We start from the raw sequence: 19,126 nt of genomic DNA, 5'->3' as shown, positions 1-19,126 counted from the left end.
AGACCAGGAGCTCTGAGGCGGCATCAACCTTCCCGGGCAAACCGGGGGCAGAATAGGAGTGGATCAGATGGACCTGATCGCTGAACTGGAAGCCGAGCAGATCAAGGAGCTCGGCAAGGACATCCCGGACTTCAAGGCCGGCGATACTATCCGCGTCGGTTACAAGGTGACCGAGGGCACCCGCACCCGGGTGCAGAACTACGAAGGCGTCTGCATTTCCCGCAAGAACGGCAACGGCATCGCCGGCTCGTTCACGGTACGCAAGATCTCCTTCGGCGAAGGCGTGGAACGGGTGTTCCCGCTCTTCTCGACCAACATCGATTCGATCACCGTGGTGCGCCGCGGCAAGGTCCGCCGCGCCAAGCTGTACTACCTGCGCTCGCGCCGCGGAAAATCGGCCCGTATCGCTGAAGATACCCACTACAAGCCGCTCGAAAACACCGGCGCGTAAGGAGACGGACGATGAAAAAAGATACCCATCCCGACTACCACATCATCGACGTCAAGCTGGTTGACGGCACCGTCGTGCAGATGAAAACCACCTGGGGCAACGAAGGCGACAGCCTGTCTCTGGACGTCGACCCTTCCGTGCACCCGGCCTGGACCGGCGGCGGCACCCGCCTGATGGATACCGGCGGCCGCGTGTCGAAGTTCAAGAAGAAATACGAAGGCCTGGGCTTCTAAGCCTGCACCAGACCGAACACGAAGCGCCGCCCCTCGGGGCGGCGTTTTGAGTCTTGTCCCCGGACAAAGCCAGAAAACACAGCCAAAGCACACCACAATATTTGTGGGGAAAACTCCGCAGCAATGCTTCCATTGTGTGTCCCCTCAACATATAGTGGCCCAAACGAGGCAGATACAGTCCCTAAGGGACGGGTGAGGGACAGGCCATGGCGCATATCATCGTCGTGGGAAATGAAAAGGGCGGAGCCGGCAAGTCCACCGTGTCGATGCACGTGGCGACGTCGCTTGCGCGCCTCGGCCACAAGGTCGGCGTGATCGACCTGGACCTTCGCCAGAAGACCCTGACCCGCTACCTCGAAAACCGGCTGACCTACATGGAACGCCACGGGCTCGACCTGCCCGTACCCGAATTCCGCGACCTGCCCGACGTGGAAAAGGGCGACCTCGCCGCGGGCGAAAACATCTACGACCGCCGCCTGTCCATGGCCGTCTCGGGACTGGAACGCATCTGCGACTTCATCCTGATCGACTGCCCCGGCTCGCACACCCGTCTCAGCCAGGTGGCGCATTCGCTGGCCGACACGCTGATCACGCCGCTGAACGACTCCTTCCTCGACTTCGATCTTCTCGCCAAGACCGACGGCGAAACGCACGAGATCATGGGCCCCTCCGTCTATTCCGAAATGGTGTGGAGCGCGCGGCAGCTGCGCAGCCAGGCCGGGCTGACCGCCATCGACTGGGTCGTCGTCCGCAACCGCGTCGGCCCGCAGCGCATGGTCAACAAGGAACTGATGATCGCGGCGCTGAACAAGCTGGCGCGCCGTCTGGGCTTCCGCGTCGCCCCCGGCTTTACCGAGCGTGTGACCTTCCGCGAACTGTTCCCGCGCGGCCTGACGCTGCTCGACCTCAAGGATGTCGGCGTAAAGCAGTTCAACATCTCGATGGTCGCGGCACGGCAGGAACTGCGCGACCTGATGACGGCGCTGAAGCTGCCGGGCGTCACGGTCGACTTCTGAGCCTGCGGTCCCGGATACAATCCGGGCCGGAACCCTCCTGATCTGCCAGACCCCGCCGCCTACCCCAGCCGGATCGCCACGTTCTTCGTCTGAACGTAGTTCCACAGCGCCTCACGACCCTTCTCACGGCCGTAACCGGACTTGCCGTAACCGCCGAACGGCGTCTCGATCCCGCCCGCAAACCACTCGTTGACAAAGACCTGCCCCGCGCGGAGCTTGCCCGCCGCCCGGCCCGCCCGGTCCAGATCGCGCGTGAACACGCCCGCGACCAGCCCGTATTGCGTGCCGTTGGCGATGCGGATCGCATCCGCCTCGTCGCCATAGCGCATCAGCGACACGACCGGGCCGAACACCTCTTCCTGCGCAATCTGCATGTCCGGCGTCACACCGGTCATCAGCGTCGGTTCCATGAACGACCCCGGCAGGTTCAGCGCCCGGCCACCCGTCGCGGCGCTGGCGCCGTCCGCCTCCGCCTGCGCGACCATACCCACGGCGCGGTCGCGCTGCTTCACGCTGATCATCGGGCCCATGTTCGCTCCGAACTCGGTCCGCTCGATACCCGGCCCGACCGACAGCGATTTCGCCAGCGAAACGATCCGGTCGGCGATCTCGTCATGCACCTTGGGGTGCGCCACGATCCGTGACATCGCCGAACAGACCTGCCCTGCATTGATGAAGATCCCCTTACGGACCGAGGCTTCGAACGCATCCAGATCCGCATCCTCGTGCACGATCGCCGCCGATTTCCCGCCAAGCTCCAGCACGCAAGGAATGACGCTGTTCGCCGCCGCCGCCGCGATCCGCTGACCCGTGGCGACGGAACCGGTAAAGACGATCTGGTCGATATCCGGGTGCCCGGCCAGCGCCGCGCCCGCTTCGCCACCCAGCCCGGTCAGGACGTTCAGCGCTCCTTTGGGCAGCCCCACCGCTTCGCCCGCGCGGGCGAAGTAGCTGGACGACAGCGGCGTCATCTCCGACGACTTCACGACACAGGTGTTGCCGGTGGCGATCCCGCAGGCGATGGAGCGCGCGGCGATCTCAAGCGGAAAGTTCCACGGGATGATCTGGGCCGAGACGCCATAGGGCTCGGGCACCGTGTAGTCGATGTATCCCGCACCCAGCGGGATCGACTTGCCCTCGACCGTCGAGGCCTGGTTGCCGAAATACTCGAAATACTTCGCGGCGTTCTCGACCTCACCTTTCGCTTCCCAGAACGGCTTGCCCTGTTCCCGCGTCAGCACGGTCGCGATCTCGTCGGCATGGTCACGGAACCACACCGCCATGCCCTGCACCAGCCGCCCGCGCTCCAGTGGCCGCATGTCGGTCAGCACACCGCTTTCGTGGCATCGTTTCGCCGCCTGCACCGCGCGGTCGACGTCCGTGGCATCCGCCAGCGCCTGCTCTGCCAGAACCTCGCCGCTGCCCGGATCGTCCACTGTAAGCCGCCCGGCGCCGCCATCGGTCCAGCTCCCGTCGATGTAGTTCTGCCAGTAGGGCGCGATCTCGGTCATGGCATGCCTCCGCTTTCCGCCGAGTCCTAGTCCAGCTTCGCCGCCGGCACTAGGCGCGGTTTGAACCGGTTGGGCGTGGAAGGGCTTGCCAATGTCCTAACCCCAACTCATATTGTCGACAATCAATGGGAGAATCCATGGCTCACGTCATTCATGATCGCCGCGAACCGCAGGGACAGGAGCGGTTTTCGAAAGAGCACGACTTCGACGCCGAATGGGTTGAGCAGTTCGACGATGTGCCGCAACTGTTCGAGGATCTGCGCAGCCGCTGCCCGGTGGCGCATTCCAACGATCTTGGCGGGTTCTGGCTCTTGACCCGGTACGACGACGTGGCCGAGGCGATGGGCAATTCCGCAAAATTCTCCACGGCGGTCCAGAACGTCGTGCCCCGCGTCGCCACGACGGGTCGCCGCCCGCCGCTGCACCTCGATCCGCCGGAACACACGCCCTACCGCCGCGCCATCGCGCCCCTGTTTCGGCAGGAACGTATTGACCACTGGCGGCCCATCGTGCGCGACATCGCCGACCGCCTCTTCGCGCCGCTGCCCGCGATGAAAGAGGCGGATATCTGCCTCGACTTCTCCTATCACCTGCCGATTCACGTGCTGGCGGAATTCTTCCAGATACCCGAGCAGGACGCGCAGCAGATCCGTTCCATCGGCAAGGAGTTCAACCACGCCCTGCAGACCAAGGACCTCAAGGGGTTGGAGGCGACCAGCCAGTTCCTTTACCGCATGGCACAGGGCATCATCGACGACCGCAAGGTGAATCCGCGCGACCCGCGCGAGGATCCGACCTCTGCCCTGCTTGCCGCGCGTGACCAGGGAGAGCCATTGCCCGAACACCTGATCCTCGGCACGATCCGGCAGTTGCTGGTGGTGGGCATCATCGCGCCGACGACCTTCCTCGGATCGGTCGCCGTTCACTTCTCCCGCCACCCCGAGCATTTCCGCCTGATGCAGGATCAGCCCGAGCTGATCCCCGACATCGCCGAAGAGCTTCTGCGCCTCTATACGCCGTACCGCGGCTTTGCCCGGACGCCGGTGGAAGATGTCGAGATCGGCGGTCGGACAATCCGGGCGGACGAGCCCATCGCCATTGCCTTCACCGCGGCGAACCGGGATCCGGAAGCCTTTGAAGATCCGAATGAATTCCGGCTCGACCGCAAGAATGCGCCGCCGCACCTCGCCTTTGGCCGCGGCCCGCACCAGTGCGCCGGCGCTTCGCTGGCAAGGCTGATGCTGACCGCCTCGCTGGAGACCTTCGCAAAGCATTGCAACGGGTTCGAGGTGATCGGCCCGACTCCGATGACCAACTGGCCGGAATATGGGCCGTACAGCGTGCCGGTCCGCTTCCTGTAGCTACTGGAAATCCTCGTCCGGCAGCTCCGCGATATGCTGGTTGCCGCGCCGCACATGCGCGCGCATCGCGGCCTCTGCCGCGTCGGGCATGCCGGTCAGGATCGCCGTCGTGATCGCGTGGTGGTGCCGGTTCGAACGCGGCATCGATTCGGCCGCCGCCCCCGGAGGAAGCTGCAGGCGCATCAGCGGCACGCGGGCACGGTCCAGGAAATCGAGGATCAGCTCGTTCCCGGCGAATTGCGCGATCAGCGCGTGGTAGGACCGGTTTTCCCGGTTGAACTCTTCCACATCGTCCGCCGCCACCGCGCGGTCCATCCGCGCCTGGCAGTCCGACAGCGCGGCCTGCTCCTCCGCTGTCAGTTCCCGTTCCGCGGCCAGCCGCGCCGCCAGCCCTTCCAGAACTTCGCGGGTGCGGCCGATCGACAGCATCTCCTCACGGGTAAACCGCCGTACCATCACACCGCGATTGGCGACGAAGGCCAGCAAGCCCTCGCCCACCAGCGTCCGGAACGCCTCGCGCACACGCCCGCGCCCGACGCCGAATTCCTCGGCCAGCTCCATCTCGATCAGCCGCTGGCCCGGCGCGTAGCCGCCCGACAGCACGCGATCCTTCAGCGCCTGCGCGATGACTTCCGACGAGGGCGACCGCCCCGCCGCCGCCGTGGTTTCCTGATCTTCCGGCACAGCGCCTCCTTCCCAAGTGCGGCACAGGATACCGACTCCACCCCAAACGCGCGAGAGTCAAGATTGTTGACAATCTGACCCAAGATCGAGAGATTACCTCAGGACAAAGGGCGTAACAGCCGACAGGGAGGAAATCATGATTCACACCACACGGGCGGCATTGCTGTCAGCCGCCGCGGCGACGTGCCTGGCACTGCCCGCGCTCGCCGCCGACGGCGAGCTCGTCATCGCCACCCCGACGCTTTCGGACCAGACGATGACACCCTGGTCCGGCTCGGGCCAGCGCAAGACCTATCTGGATCTCGTCTACGAATACCTCGTCTACCTCGACCCCGAGGGGAACACCGAGCCCGGCCTCGCCGAAAGCTGGGAAATGTCGAACGAGGGCAAGACCTGGACCTTCCACCTCCGCGAAGGCGTGCCGTTCTCCGACGAAAGCTGCGGCGACGTCACCGCCGAAGACGTGAAATACTCCATCGAACGCCTCGTCGCCGAAGACAGCCGCGCCGGCCCCGCCTCGACCATGCGGCGGATCATCGACACCATCGACACGCCCGATGACCTCACCGTCGTCGTCAACCTCAAGGCGCCCGACTTCCTGCTCGACAAGGGCTACTTCGGCGAGGCGCAGCAGCTCGGCATCGTCTGCAAAAGCTACATCGAAGGCCTCGCCGCGGGCGCCGACACCGCCGCCCCGGTCGGCACCGGCCCCTATGTGCTCGACCACAGCACCGACGGCTCCGAAGTGGTGCTGACCCTGCGCGACATCGACCACTGGCGGGTCTCGCCCGATTGGGAAACCGTCGCCATCCGCATCGTGCCCGAGGAAGCCACCCGCGTCGCCATGCTGCAGGCGGGCGAGGCCGACATCGCGCCGGTCAGCTTCGACTCCATCGCCGGCCTCAAGGACGCCGGCCTGCGCATCGTCTCCGCCGAAAAGACATGGTCCCCCGTCATCCGCCTCGGCGGCACCGTCCAGACGGACGAGGCGCGGTTCAACAAGGAAAACCCGTGGTCCGACGTGCGCGTCCGGCAGGCGATGAACTACGCCATCGACAAGCAGGCGATCATCGACGAGCTCTTCGCGGGCGAGGGCACCGTCGCCAACGGCGACACCCCCGTCGCCGCGTGGGACTCGGTACAGCCCTATCCCTACGACCCGGACAAGGCGCGCGAACTGCTGGCCGAGGCCGGATACCCCGACGGCTTTGACATGACACTGAAGACCTTCGCCACCACCCCCGGCGCCGAACTGCCGCTGATGGCCGAAGCCGCCGCGCTCTACTGGGCAGACGTCGGCATCAACGCGACGATCGAGCCGGGCGACTGGCCGTCGATCCGCACCGAATGGACATCCGGCAAGGCGCTCGACTTCGCGATGACCCACCGCGGCTTCCCATTCCCGAACCCGGAAAACGGGGTCGAGGCGGGCTTCTCGACGCAGTCGCTCTTCGCCTCCTTCACCTCGGACGATCTCGAGGCGCTGATGGCGGAACTGGCGGCGGAAACCGATCCGGCGGCGCGGACCGAGAAGCTCACCGAAATCGGCCAGTACATCCGTGATCAGGCCGGCGCCGTGTTCATGGTGCTCGCCAACGAACCCTGGGCCGTCGGCCCGGATGTCGGCGAATGGGTCATCGACACCGCATACGTGTATAACTTCGATACGGTCGGAAAGGCCGAGTAAACCCAATCGGCGGGGCCCGCGCGGCCCCGCCGGCAAGGCAGGGAGACTACGGCCGATGCTTCGGCAGATTACCGGCCGGCTTATCGAGGCGTTCGCCGCGCTGTTGCTGATGAGCCTCGTCATTTTTCTACTGAGCCGCGTCACCGGGGATCCGGTGGCGCTCTTGCTCAGTGACAGCGCCACCGAGGCCGACAGGCAGATGCTGATCGAGCAGCTGCACCTCGATCAGCCGATGTGGCGGCAATACCTGTCCTTCGTCGGCAACGCGCTGCAGGGTGATTTCGGACAATCGGTGAACGCCGGGCGGCAGGACGCGCTGGACTTGGTGATGAGCCGCCTGCCCGCGTCGATCTCGCTGGCCGCCGTCGCACTCGCCTTCACGCTGGTCGTCGGTATCGCGATGGGCGTCGTCGCCGCAGTCACCCGCGGCTCGTGGATCGACGTGCTGGTCCGCGTCATCGCCCTGTTGGGGCAGTCGGTGCCAAGCTTCTGGCTGGGCATCGTGCTGATCTACATCGTTTCGGTGAAATGGGGGCTGCTGCCGACCTCGGGCTACGGAACCTGGCAGCACTACATCCTGCCGGCCCTGACCTTGGGCACCTTCACCCTCGCCGCCGTCACCCGCCTGGTCCGCGCCTCGATGCTGGACGCGCTCGGGTCGGAATACGTCAAGCTCGCCCGTGTAAAGGGCGTGTCCGAAGCGACGGTGATTTTCAAACACGCCCTGTCGAACAGCCTGATCCCGGTCGTCACGTTCATGGGCGCGTTCTTTGCCACCATGATCACCGGCGCCGTCGTCGTCGAAACCGTTTTCGCGTGGCCCGGCATCGGGCGGCTGGCCTACGAATCCATCGTCTCCCGCGACTTCCCGGTGATCCAGACCGTCGTGCTGGTCATCACCGCGATGTTCATCCTCGCCAATTTCGCGGTGGACATGCTCTACCTCGCCATCGACCCGCGGATGAGGGACGCGGGCTGATGCAGAAGTATTCCTTCTACGCGGCCATCGGCCTTCTGATCCTCTTCGTGCTGACCGCGCTCGTCGGCCCCTACCTGATAGAGCATGATCCCCTGCGCGGCTCGCTCCGTGCCCGGCTCGACCCGCCGTTCTGGATCGAAGGGGGCTCGATAGAGCATATCCTCGGCACCGACCGGCTTGGCCGCGACATGCTGGCCCGGCTGGTGCAGGGCGCCCGCATCTCGCTCGCCGTCTGCGTCGTCGTCATCGGCATCGCGGGCAGCATCGGCACGGCCATCGGCACGTTTTCCGGTTATGTCGGCGGCTGGGTCGACCGGCTGCTGATGCGCATCGTCGACCTCGCCCTGTCGCTGCCGGTGATCCTTCTGGCATTGCTGATCGGCGCGATCTCCGGGCCCAGCTTTGCCAATATCGTCATCGTCATCTCGCTGGTGCTCTGGTCGCAATACGCCCGCATGTCGCGTGGCGAGGCGCTGCGGGTGAAGAACGAGGATTACGTCGCCCTCGCCCGGACATCGGGCCTCGGCCACGGGATGATCATCTTCCGCCACATCCTCCCGAACATCGCGCCGTCACTGATCGTCGTCGCGACCCTGCAGGTCGGCGTGGTCATCGTGCTGGAGGCATCGCTCAGCTTCCTCGGCGTCGGCGTGCCGCCCCCCAACCCGTCCTGGGGTTCGATGGTCGCCGATGGCCGCGGGCTTGTCGTCACGGCGTGGTGGATCAGCCTGTTCCCCGGCATCGCGATTCTGCTGGTCGTCATGGCCGTGAACATCGTCGGCGATGCCCTGACCGACCGGATCAACCCGGCCCTCCGGGGGAGGACCGCATGAGCCTGCTTTCCGTCCGCAACCTGACCGTCCGCCTTGGCCGCGAGGCCGACGCGCCCGCGATCCTCGATAACATTTCGCTGGACGTCGACCCCGGCGAAACCGTGGGCCTTGTTGGCGAAAGCGGATCGGGCAAGTCCACGCTGGGCATGTCCGTGTTGCGGCTGACACCGCCGAACCTCGCCGCCGGAACGACCGGAGAGATCTTCTGGCGTGGCGAGGATATCCTGAAGATGCCGGCGAAATCGCTGCACAAGCTGCGCGGCGGCGAGATCTCGATGATCCTGCAGGATCCGATGGCCTCGCTGAACCCCGTGTTCTCCGTCGGCTCGCAGCTGAAGGAAGCACTTCGGCGCGCGGGCAAGCCCGATCTCGCGAAAGCCGCCGAGGCGGCGCTGGCAGAGGTCAACATTCCCTCTCCCGCCGAACGCCTGCGCGCCTACCCGCACCAGATGTCTGGCGGCATGCGGCAGCGTGTCGTCTCCGCCATCGGGCTGGCACAGGACCCCGCCCTGATCATCTGCGACGAGCCCACCACCGCACTGGACGCGACGATCCAGTATCAGTTCCTCGACCTCCTGCGCGAACTGCAGCGGGCACATCACATGGCGATGCTCTTCGTCACCCACGACTTCGGCGTCGTCGCCCGGATCTGCGACCGCGTCGCCGTCATGTACGCCGGCCGCATTGTCGAAACCGGCCCGGTGCGCGAGATTTTCCGCAACCCGCAGCACCCCTACACCCGCGCCCTCCTCGCCGCCGTCCCTTCGACTTCCCACGCGCTCGACCGCCTGCCGATGATCGAGGGCGCCCCGCCCTCCGTCGGCGCCCGCCCCGAGGGCTGCGCCTTTCACCCGCGCTGCCCGCTCGCCATCGACAAATGCCGCATGCAGCCCGCGACCGAAACGCTGCGCCCCGGCCACACCGTCGCCTGCTGGCGCGCGCGGGAGGAAGTGGCATGACCGCGATCCTCTCCGCCCACGGCCTCGGCCGCGCCTTCCGCGTCAGAAAGGGCCACCTCCACGCCCTGACCGACGTGAACCTCGACTGCGAGCCGGGCAGATCGCTCGGCGTCGTCGGCGAATCCGGCTGCGGCAAGACCACCCTGAACCGCCTGCTCCTGCTGCTCGACGCGCCCACCACCGGCGAGGTCCGGTTCAAGGGCAAGTCGCTGGCCACGCTCACCGCCCCCGAACGCAAGGCCTACCGCAAATCCGTCCAGCCGGTCTTCCAGAACCCCTATTCCTCCCTCAACCCCCGCCTCCGCGTCCGCCGCATCATCCGCGAACCCCTCGCCGCCGCCACCGACATGTCCCGGCGAGAGATCGACGCCCGCGTCGACGAGGTGCTGGAAGCGGTCGGCCTCAGCGCCAGAGACGGAGACCGCGTCCCCGCCGAATTCTCCGGCGGTCAGCGCCAGCGCATCGCCATCGCCCGCGCCCTCGCCTCGAAGCCCGAACTCATGCTCCTCGACGAACCCGTCTCGTCGCAGGACATCTCCATCCGCGCCCAGATCCTCAACGTCCTGAAGGACCTGCGCGCCGAATACGGCCTCGCCACGCTCTTCGTCTCCCACGACCTCGCCACCGTCCGTTTCATGTGCGACGAGGTGATCGTGATCTACCTCGGCCGCGTCGTCGAACGCGGCCCCGCCGCCAAGATCTGCACCGCCCCCGACCATCCCTACACCCGCGCCCTCCTCGCCGCCGCCCTGCCCGCCGACCCCGACGCACCCCCTGCCGACGTTCCCCCGCGCGGCGAACTGCCGTCGCCGATGAACCCGCCCTCCGGCTGCCCGTACCACACCCGCTGCCCCTTCTCTCGTGACGTCTGCGCCACCGCCCGCCCGCCGCTTGAACCCACCGGCGACGGCGCCGTCGCCTGCCACATGACCCACGCGGAGGACTGGTAGATGCTGCGCTTCACCGCCGTCGGCGACGTCGCCCCGGACCGCGACGACCCCGCCACCATCTTCACCCATGTCCGCGACCGGCTGACCAAAGCCGACATCGGCTACTGCCAGCTCGAGGTGAACCTGACCACCCGCGGCCAGCGCCTGCCGCAGGCCCGTCACACCATGCGCGGCAAGCCCGAAATCGCCGACGCCCTTGTCGCCACGGGGCTGGAAGTCGTCAGCTTCGCCGGCAACCACACGATGGACTGGGGCGCCGAGGGCATGCTCGACACCCTCGCCAATCTCGACCGAGCCGGCGCCATGCGGATGGGCGCGGGCGCCAATATCGAAGAAGCCCGCAAGCCGGTCATCGTCGAGCGCAACGGCGTCACCCTCGGCTTCCTCGCCGTGAATTCGATCCTGCCCCAGAACTACTGGGCCGAGGAAAACAAGCCCGGCTGCGCCCCGATGCGCGGCCACACCGTCTATGAACAGATCGAGCACGATCAGCCCGGCACACCCGCCCGCATCCACACCTTCCCGCATCGCGAGGATCTCGCCGCGCTCACCGCTTCCGTCGCGGCCCTGCGCGCAAAGGTCGACGCCGTCATCGTCTCGCACCATGCCGGCATCCATTTCGTCCCCGCCGTCGTCCCCGATTACCAGCGCGACGTCGCCCGCGCGGTGATCGACGCGGGCGCAGACATGGTGCTGGGCTGCCACGCGCATATCCTGAAGGGGATGGAGTTCTACAGGGGCCGCCCCATAGTCCACAGCCTCGCCAATTTCGCGCTGGACCTGAAGATGGACGAGGCGCACGCCAAATCGAAAGGCTTCCGCGAGATCCAGAAGCTGAACCCCGACTGGATCCCGGACTTCACCTCGAACTACAACTTCCCGCCCGACAGCGCGATGTCGATCACGGTCGAGGCGTCCTTCGACAAGAGCGGCCTCGTCGACTTTGCGCTGGTCCCGGTCTGGATCGACCGCAGCGCAGACCCCCGTTTCGTCGCGCCCGACGATCCCAGGTTCGACAAGATCCTGACCTACCTGCGCGACATAACCGAAGAAGCCCGTTTCGCCACCGACTACACCGCCGATGGCGACCTGATCCGGCCCAGCGCGCGATGCTGACGCGCAGGCTTGCGGAAACGGCGGCCGCCATCCGCTACGCCGACCTTCCCGCCAAAGCACAGCACGCCGCCCGCATCTGCCTCGCCGACGGCCTGTCCACGATGGCTGCCGCCACCGCGCTCGAACCCCGCGCCACGCTGTTTTCCGACCATGCCCGCACACCCGGCCCCTGCACGCTCCTTGCGGGCGGCACATCGACACCGGCGGGCGCTGCCCTGGGAAACGGCGCCCTCGCCCATGCCATCGACTTCGAGGATACGTTCGAGCCTGCCGGCCTGCACCCGAACGCCGCGCTGATCCCCACGGTCCTCGCCCTCGCCGAGGCCGAGAACAGAACCCTCGCCGACATCCTCGCCGCCATGGCCATCGGCTGCGACATCGCCTGTCGTTTCGGCCTGTCGCTTGCCTCCGACCCGGCCACGCGCGGCTGGTACCACCCGCCCATGATCGGCGCGATTGCGGCAGGCTTCGGCGCGGCACATCTGCTGCACCTGACGCCGGAACAGACGGTCGATGCGGTCTCACTGACCCTGTGCCAGTTCATGCTGACCGACGAGCTGAAACGCTCCCCCGCCTCCGACCTGCGCGCCGTCCGCGACGGTTTCGCCGCCCGCGCCGCCGTCGAGGGCGCGCTGCTGGCGCGGATGGGCGTGAAGGGAGTCCTCGAACCGCTGGAAGGCAGATCCGGCCTCGCCGCGATCCTCGCAGGCGACCCGCCCGACAAATCCGCCTTCGAAGACTTCGGCCAGACCTTCGCAGGCGAAACCGTCAGCCTGAAGCAATGGCCCTGCTGCCGGGGGACTCACGAGGCTATCGCCTTTGCCCTCGACCTGCGCATTCAAGGCGTCGGGCCAGACAACATCACGGCCGCCGCTTTCACCCTGCACCCGCCGAACGACATGCTATTCAACCCGCTGGAAGAACGGCAGAAACCGACGACGCCCATCGGCGCGCGCTTCTCAATACCCTTCTGTTTCGCCTGCGCCCTGATCCACGGCGCGCCGGGATTGTCCAGCTTTGCCCCTGCCGCTCTCAGCGACGCAAATGTCCTTGCGCTTGCAGTCCGCATCACCATGGCCGGCTGCGCCCCGGGAAACACCCAATCCGCCCGCCTGACGATGAGCGATGGCGCCAAAACAGACCATATCCTACCCGATCCGCCCGCCGTTATCGCGTCCGCCACCGATTTCAGGGCGATGTCCGGCAAATGGCTCGACTGCCTCTTGCACGCCCTGCCAAAGATCGTGGCAACGGGTTTGCTCGACAAGCTGGCAACGGCACCGGGCGAAACGCCGGCTGCGGTTCTGCTCGACCCGTTCCGGCGAATCTCGGTCCCAAACGCCGAAAATTAATAGAATATTCCGCCCCGCCGGCGATCTTCGCGGCATACGGCTCCTCCCGGCCGCCCGCAAAATAGGCGCACAAAACGCACAATCACCGGGCACATGCGCGTCTAATCCGCAATCTGTTGTACCGCCCCGGCAAAACGTGGAAAGTCGGGGACGAACAAGCAGGGCGTGACCGACTCCATGGCGATCAAGGCAAGTATCTATCACCTCACTCATTACAAGTACGATCGCCCGGTCAATCTTGGCCCGCAGATCATCCGCCTGCGCCCCGCGCCGCATTCGCGCACCCCTGTCCTGTCGCATTCGCTGAAAGTCACTCCGGCGAACCACTTCGTGAATCACCAGCAGGATGCCTATGGCAACTGGCAGGCGCGTTTTGTCTTTCCCGAGCCGGTTCGCGAGCTGAAGATCGAGGTCGACCTGACCGCCGATATGTCGGTCTACAACCCGTTCGACTTTTTCGTCGAGGAGGCCGCCGAGCACTGGCCCTTCACCTATGACGAGGCGATCCGCGGCGACCTGTCGATCTACCTGAAGCCGGAACCCGCGACGCCGAAACTGCAGGCCCTGCTCGACAGCCTCGACAAGTCGCAACAGCGCACGGTCGACATGATCGTCGGGCTGAACGCGCGACTGAACAAGGAAATCGGCTACGTCATCCGGATGGAACCTGGCGTGCAGACGCCGGAGGAAACGCTGGAGATCGGCAAGGGCTCCTGCCGTGACACCTCGTGGCTTCTGGTCAACATCCTGCGCCATCTGGGCATCGCCGCCCGTTTCGTTTCGGGCTACCTGATCCAGCTGAAACCCGATCTTGTGTCGCTTGACGGTCCGGCCGGGACCGACCACGATTTCACCGACCTTCACGCATGGTGCGAAGCTTACCTGCCGGGCGCCGGCTGGATCGGCGTCGACCCGACCTCCGGCCTTCTGACCGGCGAAAGCCACATACCGCTGGCCGCCACGCCGCATTACCGCAATGCCGCGCCGATCACCGGCATGGCGAGCTTTGCCGAGGTCGAATTCGGCTTCGACATGCAGGTCGACCGCGTGGCGGAACACCCGCGCATCACCAAGCCGTTCTCGGACACCTCCTGGGATGCGCTCGATGCGCTCGGCCAGCAGGTCGACCGCGCGCTCTACGACGCCGACATGCGCCTGACGATGGGCGGCGAACCCACCTTCGTCTCCATCGACGATTTCGAGTCAGACGAGTGGAACACCGCCGCCGTCGGCCCGCAGAAACGCGGCCTCGCCGACACCCTGATCCGCCGCCTGCGCGACCGCTTCGCCCCCGGCGGCTTCCTGCATTACGGGCAGGGCAAATGGTACCCCGGCGAAACCCTGCCGCGCTGGACCTTCAGCCTCTACTGGCGCAAGGACGGCAAGCCGATCTGGAAGAACGCCGCCCTGATCGCCACGGAGAAAAAGCAGGACACCGCCACCACCGACAACGCCGACAGGTTCCTCTCCGGCTTCGCCGACCGCCTTGGCGTCGACCCCGACCACGTGCAGCCCACCTACGAGGACCCCGCCGAATGGATCCTCAAGGAAGGCGACCTGCCGCCGAACGTCACGCCGGAAGACAGCAAGCTGAAAGACCCCGAGGCACGCGCCCGCATCGCCCGCGTCTTCTCGCGCGGGCTCGAGAATCCGGCCGGTTATGCCCTGCCGCTGCAGCGCTGGCAGTCAAAGGCGCAGCCTTCCACCCGCTGGCGCTCGCAACACTGGAAAACCCGCCGCGGCCACCTCTTCCTCGTCCCCGGCGACAGCCCCGTCGGCTTCCGCCTGCCGCTGGGCTCGCTCCCCTTCATCCCGCCCTCGGCCTATCCCTACACATACCCCGCCGACCCCTCCGTCATCGAAGGCGACCTCCCCGACGTCCACGCAGACCTCGCCGAACGCCGCCGCCTCGTGGTGGAGGAACTGACCCGCATCGCCGAGGAAGAAGCGCAGCAGATGGAGGACATGCTCCCCGAGGTGTCCGGTGACCGCACCCAGCCGGTCAGCGCCGCCCGCGACGCCGGCCGCCGCCAGAAGATCATGGAACAGGGCGTCGACCCCGAAGATGGCCAGGTCCGCACCGCCATCGCCATCGAACCCCGCGACGGCCGCCTCTGCCTGTTCATGCCGCCCGTGGAAACCATCGAGGATTACCTCGAACTCCTCGCCGCGGCCGAAGACACCGCCGAGGAACTCGGCCTCCCGATCCATATCGAAGGCTACTCGCCGCCCCACGACCCGCGCATGAACGTCATCCGTGTCGCCCCCGACCCCGGCGTGATCGAGGTGAACATCCACCCCGCCACCTCGTGGGAGGACTGCAAGGAGATCACCGAGGGCGTCTATGAAGAGGCGCGGCAATCCCGCCTCGGCGCCGACAAGTTCATGATCGACGGCAAGCACACCGGCACCGGCGGCGGCAACCACGTCGTCGTCGGCGGCGGCACCACCCACGACTCGCCGTTCCTGCGCCGCCCCGACCTGATGCGCTCGCTCGTCCTGTTCTGGCAGCGGCACCCCTCGCTCAGCTACCTGTTCTCCGGCCTGTTCATCGGCCCGACCAGCCAGGCGCCCCGCATCGACGAGGCCCGGCACGACGCCCTTTACGAGCTGGAAATCGCGCTGTCGCAGATCCCGCATCCGGGCCAGGGCGTGCAGCCGATGCCGTGGCTGACCGACCGGCTCCTGCGCAACATGCTGACCGATGTCACCGGCAACACCCACCGGGCCGAAATCTGCATCGACAAGCTCTATTCCCCGGACGGCCCCACCGGCCGCCTCGGCCTCGTGGAATTCCGCGGCTTCGAGATGCCGCCGAACCCGCGCATGTCGCTCGCCCAGCAGCTTCTGGTGCGCGCCATCCTCGTGCGGCTCTGGAACGCGCCGCTCGGCGGCAGTTTCACCCGCTGGGGCACCACGCTGCACGACCGTTTCATGCTGCCGCATTTCGTCTGGCAGGACTTTCTCGACGTGCTGTCGGACCTGAAACAGAACGGCTTCGACTTCCGCGAGGAATGGTACAAGGCGCAGGCCGAGTTCCGCTTCCCCTTCTGCGGAGAGGTCGAGGTGGACGGCGTCACCCTGGAACTCCGGCAGGCGCTGGAGCCCTGGCACGTGCTGGGAGAGACCGGCGCCATCGGCGGCACGGTGCGCTACACCGACAGCTCGACCGAACGCCTGCAGGTGAAACTCGAGGCCGCCGATACCGACCGCTACATCGTCACCTGCAACCAGCGGCGCGTGCCGCTGCAGAAAACCGACACCAGCGGCGTGAAGGTCGGCGGCGTCCGCTTCAAGGCCTGGCAGCCGTCAGAGGCGATGCACCCGGTCGTCCCGGTCCATGCGCCGCTGACGCTCGACATCTACGACCAGTGGACGGGCCGCGCCATCGGCGGCTGCACCTATCACGTCGCGCACCCGGGCGGCCGCAACTACGAGACCTTCCCGGTCAATGCCAACGAGGCAGAGGCGCGCCGCCTCACCCGCTTCGAACCCTTCGGCCACACGCCGAAATCCTACACGCCGGAACCGGAACTGACGCATCCCGAATTCCCGATGACGCTGGATCTCCGGCGTCCGCCCGGAGTCTGACATGGCGGACACGGCAAGAACGGCGGAGGACGGTCTCGCGGAGCTTTTGCGCGATTACCGCAAGATCCCCGGCGTCGCGGACGAACTGCTTGACGGCGAAGGAGAGCTGCGCCCGGTCTGGACAAGTTTCCTGACCGAACTGGCCGCTCTGTCGCCAGAGGAACTGGCGCTGGCCCAGACCCGTGGCAGCCAGTACCTGCACGATGCCGGCGTGTTCTTTCGCCACTATGGCCCCGATGACAGCGCGGAACGCGAATGGCCGCTCAGCCACCTGCCGCTTCTGATCGACACGCGGGAATGGCAGCAGATAGAGGCCGGGCTTGTCGAGCGTGCCGACCTGCTGGAACGGGTAATGGCCGATTTCTACGGCTCCGGGAACCTCGTGACGCAGGGCGTGGTGCCGCCGGAACTGCTCGCCGGAAACCCGGAATGGCTGCGGCCGATGGTTGGCGTCAGGCCACGCTCCGGCCATTTCCTGCATTTCCTCGCCTTCGACATCGGCCGTGGCCCCGACAACAAATGGTGGGTGCTCTGCGACCGGACACAGGCACCCTCCGGTGCCGGGTTCGCGCTTGAAACGCGGATGGCCACGGCGCGCAGTTTTGCCGGCATCATGAGCCGGTCGAACGTCACCCGCCTGGCCCGTTTCTTCCGCCAGTTCCGCGACGCGCTGCTGGATCTGCGCGGCAAGGATGGCAGCCGCGTGTCGATCCTGACGCCGGGTCCGTTGAACGACACCTATTTCGAACATGCCTATATCGCCCGTTACCTCGGCTTCCTGCTGGTGCAGGGCGAGGATCTGGTTGTCCATAACGGACGCCTGATGGTTCACACGGTCGGCGGGCCACAACCGGTTTCGGTTCTCTGGCGGCGGCTCGATTCCGGCTGGATGGACCCGCTGGAACTGGAGGAGACCTCACAGATCGGCACGCCCGGCCTGCTGGGCGCGCTGCGCGCCGGTACCGTCGACATGGTCAATGCCGTCGGCTCCGGTGCGTTGGAGATCCGCGCGCTGATGGCCTTCATGCCGCGCATTGCCGAGCATCTGAACGGTAACCCGTTGTCGATGCCGAATATCGCCACCTGGTGGTGTGGCGGACCGGCGGCGCGCGACTACGTCAAGGCCAATCTCGACCGCATGACCGTCGATCAGGCGATGGCCACCGGCCTGCCCTTCGAGCACGGCGCAAAGGTTGTCATCGGCGGCAAGACGGCGGATGGCGCCGATGTGAACCCCGCCTGGATCGATCAGGAAGCGGGCACGCTCGCCGCGCAGGAAATCGTTTCGCTTTCCACCGCACCCGCGCTGGAGGATGGCCGACTCGTCGCCCGCCCGATGTCTCTTCGCGTCTTTCTCGCCCGTACGCCGGACGGCTGGCAGGTGATGCCGGGCGGCTTTGCCCGGATCGGCAATTCCGACGAATCCGCCGATATTGCCATGCAGCAGGGCGGCGCCGTCAGCGACGTCTGGGTGGTGTCCGACAAGCCGCCGACCGCCGAAACCCTCCTCAAGCAGCAGGCGCCCGACCAGTCGCGCCGCCAGATGGTGGCGCTGCCTTCACGCGCCGCGGACAACCTGTTCTGGCTAGGGCGCTACACCGAACGGGCTGAGCAGAAGATCCGCATGCTGCGCGGCTACCACCTGCGTCTGGCCGAAACCGGCCGCGCCGACCTGCCGCTTTCGGAGTATCTTGCCGAGTATCTCGACATCCTCGGCATGGACGCGGCGGAACCGCTGCCGGATGCGATGCTCGAGGATGTCCGCGCCGCGATACGATCCGCCGGGCGCATCCGCGACCGGTTCTCGGTGGATGGCTGGAACGCGCTGGCCGACCTGCAGCGTACGATGGAACGCATGGCGCCGCGCCTGACGGCCGGCGACGATGCCGCCCGCGCGATGAGCGTCTACCTGCGCAAGATCTCCGGATTTACCGGCCTCGTGCACGAGAACATGTACCGCTTTACCGGCTGGCGTTTCCTGTCGCTCGGCCGCGCGATGGAACGCGCCTGGGCGACGGCAAACTTCGTCACTTCCTTCACCGCGCCCGATGCGCCCGAGGGCAGCTATGACCTCGCCATCGAGGCCGGCGACTCGATCATGACCCATCGCCGCCGCTTCGTCGCGGCGACCGGGCGCGAGACGGTCATCGACCTTCTGCTGCTCGACGGGATGAACCCGCGTTCGGTGCTCTACCAGCTTCGCGCAATCCACGAACACCTCGACACGGTCGGCCCGCCCGAGCACGGGCCGCGGATGACGCCGATCCTGCGCCACGTGCTGCGGCTGGAAACCGACCTTGCCACCGCAACCGCGGCCGATTTCGATCACGACGCGATGATCGAGATCGCGAACCGCAGCGCAGAGCTGTCCGGCCTCCTCGCGCAATCCTATCTGCGGTGACG

At 66.5% G+C, this 19,126-nt stretch carries 15 protein-coding genes; 13 read left to right on the top strand and 2 right to left on the bottom strand.

The window, feature by feature from the left end:
• Nucleotides 1-67: 67 nt before the first annotated feature.
• The 3 genes from rplS to HCO70_RS01045 all read left to right on the top strand — a co-directional run bounded on the left by rplS (nt 68) and on the right by HCO70_RS01045 (nt 1,700).
• Nucleotides 68-451, top strand: a complete 384-nt coding sequence (gene rplS, locus HCO70_RS01055; RefSeq protein ID WP_172292253.1) for a 50S ribosomal protein L19 — start codon at nt 68-70, stop codon at nt 449-451.
• 11 nt (nt 452-462) lie between these two features.
• Nucleotides 463-684, top strand: a complete 222-nt coding sequence (gene rpmE, locus HCO70_RS01050) for a 50S ribosomal protein L31 (RefSeq protein WP_172292251.1) — start codon at nt 463-465, stop codon at nt 682-684.
• A gap of 206 nt (nt 685-890) precedes the next feature.
• Nucleotides 891-1,700: a division plane positioning ATPase MipZ gene (locus tag HCO70_RS01045; protein WP_172292249.1), complete on the top strand. Its 810-nt coding sequence runs from the start codon at nt 891-893 to the stop codon at nt 1,698-1,700.
• Nucleotides 1,701-1,759: 59 nt separating this feature from the next.
• On the opposite strand, the gene HCO70_RS01040 is transcribed toward HCO70_RS01045, so the two are convergent.
• Nucleotides 1,760-3,211: an aldehyde dehydrogenase family protein gene (locus tag HCO70_RS01040; RefSeq protein WP_172292247.1), complete on the bottom strand. Its 1,452-nt coding sequence runs from the start codon at nt 3,209-3,211 to the stop codon at nt 1,760-1,762.
• A gap of 137 nt (nt 3,212-3,348) precedes the next feature.
• Between HCO70_RS01040 and HCO70_RS01035 the strand changes: the two genes are divergently transcribed.
• The gene (locus tag HCO70_RS01035) at nt 3,349-4,572 is read left to right on the top strand and encodes a cytochrome P450 (protein ID WP_172292245.1); all 1,224 of its coding nucleotides are present in this window, start codon (nt 3,349-3,351) and stop codon (nt 4,570-4,572) included.
• Here the strand turns inward: HCO70_RS01035 and HCO70_RS01030 are convergent, their stop codons facing one another.
• The gene (locus HCO70_RS01030) at nt 4,573-5,256 is read right to left on the bottom strand and encodes a GntR family transcriptional regulator (protein WP_172292243.1); all 684 of its coding nucleotides are present in this window, start codon (nt 5,254-5,256) and stop codon (nt 4,573-4,575) included.
• A gap of 136 nt (nt 5,257-5,392) precedes the next feature.
• Between HCO70_RS01030 and HCO70_RS01025 the strand changes: the two genes are divergently transcribed.
• From HCO70_RS01025 to HCO70_RS00985, 9 genes are all read left to right on the top strand, one after another.
• Nucleotides 5,393-6,943, top strand: coding sequence for an ABC transporter substrate-binding protein (locus HCO70_RS01025; protein WP_172292241.1), 1,551 nt, complete (start codon nt 5,393-5,395; stop codon nt 6,941-6,943).
• 55 nt (nt 6,944-6,998) lie between these two features.
• Nucleotides 6,999-7,922 carry an ABC transporter permease gene (locus tag HCO70_RS01020; protein ID WP_172292239.1) on the top strand — a complete coding sequence of 308 codons (924 nt, stop codon included), beginning with the start codon at nt 6,999-7,001 and terminating at the stop codon, nt 7,920-7,922.
• On the top strand, nt 7,922-8,755 hold the full coding sequence (locus HCO70_RS01015) for an ABC transporter permease (protein ID WP_172292237.1): 834 nt from the start codon (nt 7,922-7,924) through the stop codon (nt 8,753-8,755). The genes HCO70_RS01020 and HCO70_RS01015 overlap by 1 nt, the downstream gene beginning before the upstream one ends.
• Nucleotides 8,752-9,714 (top strand): ABC transporter ATP-binding protein, encoded by a 963-nt coding sequence (locus tag HCO70_RS01010; protein ID WP_172292235.1) that lies wholly within the window; start codon nt 8,752-8,754, stop codon nt 9,712-9,714. The genes HCO70_RS01015 and HCO70_RS01010 overlap by 4 nt, the downstream gene beginning before the upstream one ends.
• A complete protein-coding gene (locus tag HCO70_RS01005) occupies nt 9,711-10,664 on the top strand; it encodes an oligopeptide/dipeptide ABC transporter ATP-binding protein (protein WP_172292233.1) in 954 nt (317 codons plus the stop codon). The genes HCO70_RS01010 and HCO70_RS01005 overlap by 4 nt, the downstream gene beginning before the upstream one ends.
• On the top strand, nt 10,665-11,780 hold the full coding sequence (locus HCO70_RS01000; protein WP_172292231.1) for a CapA family protein: 1,116 nt from the start codon (nt 10,665-10,667) through the stop codon (nt 11,778-11,780).
• Nucleotides 11,774-13,132 carry an MmgE/PrpD family protein gene (locus HCO70_RS00995; RefSeq protein ID WP_172292229.1) on the top strand — a complete coding sequence of 453 codons (1,359 nt, stop codon included), beginning with the start codon at nt 11,774-11,776 and terminating at the stop codon, nt 13,130-13,132. The genes HCO70_RS01000 and HCO70_RS00995 overlap by 7 nt, the downstream gene beginning before the upstream one ends.
• A gap of 177 nt (nt 13,133-13,309) precedes the next feature.
• Nucleotides 13,310-16,723: a DUF2126 domain-containing protein gene (locus HCO70_RS00990; RefSeq protein WP_172296044.1), complete on the top strand. Its 3,414-nt coding sequence runs from the start codon at nt 13,310-13,312 to the stop codon at nt 16,721-16,723.
• Between the two features lies 1 nt (nt 16,724).
• On the top strand, nt 16,725-19,124 hold the full coding sequence (locus HCO70_RS00985; protein ID WP_172292227.1) for a circularly permuted type 2 ATP-grasp protein: 2,400 nt from the start codon (nt 16,725-16,727) through the stop codon (nt 19,122-19,124).
• Nucleotides 19,125-19,126 lie beyond the last annotated feature (2 nt).

The organism is Pseudoruegeria sp. HB172150 (genome assembly GCF_013184805.1).
Classification (GTDB): Bacteria; Pseudomonadota; Alphaproteobacteria; order Rhodobacterales; family Rhodobacteraceae; genus Psychromarinibacter.
This window is presented reverse-complemented; position numbering and strand designations above follow the sequence as displayed.

What these genes read in the sequence shown, in the direction of transcription:
- rplS (WP_172292253.1), top strand. Translation starts at nt 68, where the DNA reads ATGGACCTGATCGCTGAACTGGAAGCCGAGCAGATCAAGGAGCTCGGC.
- rpmE (WP_172292251.1), top strand. Translation starts at nt 463, where the DNA reads ATGAAAAAAGATACCCATCCCGACTACCACATCATCGACGTCAAGCTG.
- HCO70_RS01045 (WP_172292249.1), top strand. Translation starts at nt 891, where the DNA reads ATGGCGCATATCATCGTCGTGGGAAATGAAAAGGGCGGAGCCGGCAAG.
- HCO70_RS01040 (WP_172292247.1), bottom strand. Translation starts at nt 3,211, where the DNA reads ATGACCGAGATCGCGCCCTACTGGCAGAACTACATCGACGGGAGCTGG.
- HCO70_RS01035 (WP_172292245.1), top strand. Translation starts at nt 3,349, where the DNA reads ATGGCTCACGTCATTCATGATCGCCGCGAACCGCAGGGACAGGAGCGG.
- HCO70_RS01025 (WP_172292241.1), top strand. Translation starts at nt 5,393, where the DNA reads ATGATTCACACCACACGGGCGGCATTGCTGTCAGCCGCCGCGGCGACG.
- HCO70_RS01020 (WP_172292239.1), top strand. Translation starts at nt 6,999, where the DNA reads ATGCTTCGGCAGATTACCGGCCGGCTTATCGAGGCGTTCGCCGCGCTG.
- HCO70_RS01015 (WP_172292237.1), top strand. Translation starts at nt 7,922, where the DNA reads ATGCAGAAGTATTCCTTCTACGCGGCCATCGGCCTTCTGATCCTCTTC.
- HCO70_RS01010 (WP_172292235.1), top strand. Translation starts at nt 8,752, where the DNA reads ATGAGCCTGCTTTCCGTCCGCAACCTGACCGTCCGCCTTGGCCGCGAG.
- HCO70_RS01005 (WP_172292233.1), top strand. Translation starts at nt 9,711, where the DNA reads ATGACCGCGATCCTCTCCGCCCACGGCCTCGGCCGCGCCTTCCGCGTC.
- HCO70_RS01000 (WP_172292231.1), top strand. Translation starts at nt 10,665, where the DNA reads ATGCTGCGCTTCACCGCCGTCGGCGACGTCGCCCCGGACCGCGACGAC.
- HCO70_RS00995 (WP_172292229.1), top strand. Translation starts at nt 11,774, where the DNA reads ATGCTGACGCGCAGGCTTGCGGAAACGGCGGCCGCCATCCGCTACGCC.
- HCO70_RS00990 (WP_172296044.1), top strand. Translation starts at nt 13,310, where the DNA reads ATGGCGATCAAGGCAAGTATCTATCACCTCACTCATTACAAGTACGAT.
- HCO70_RS00985 (WP_172292227.1), top strand. Translation starts at nt 16,725, where the DNA reads ATGGCGGACACGGCAAGAACGGCGGAGGACGGTCTCGCGGAGCTTTTG.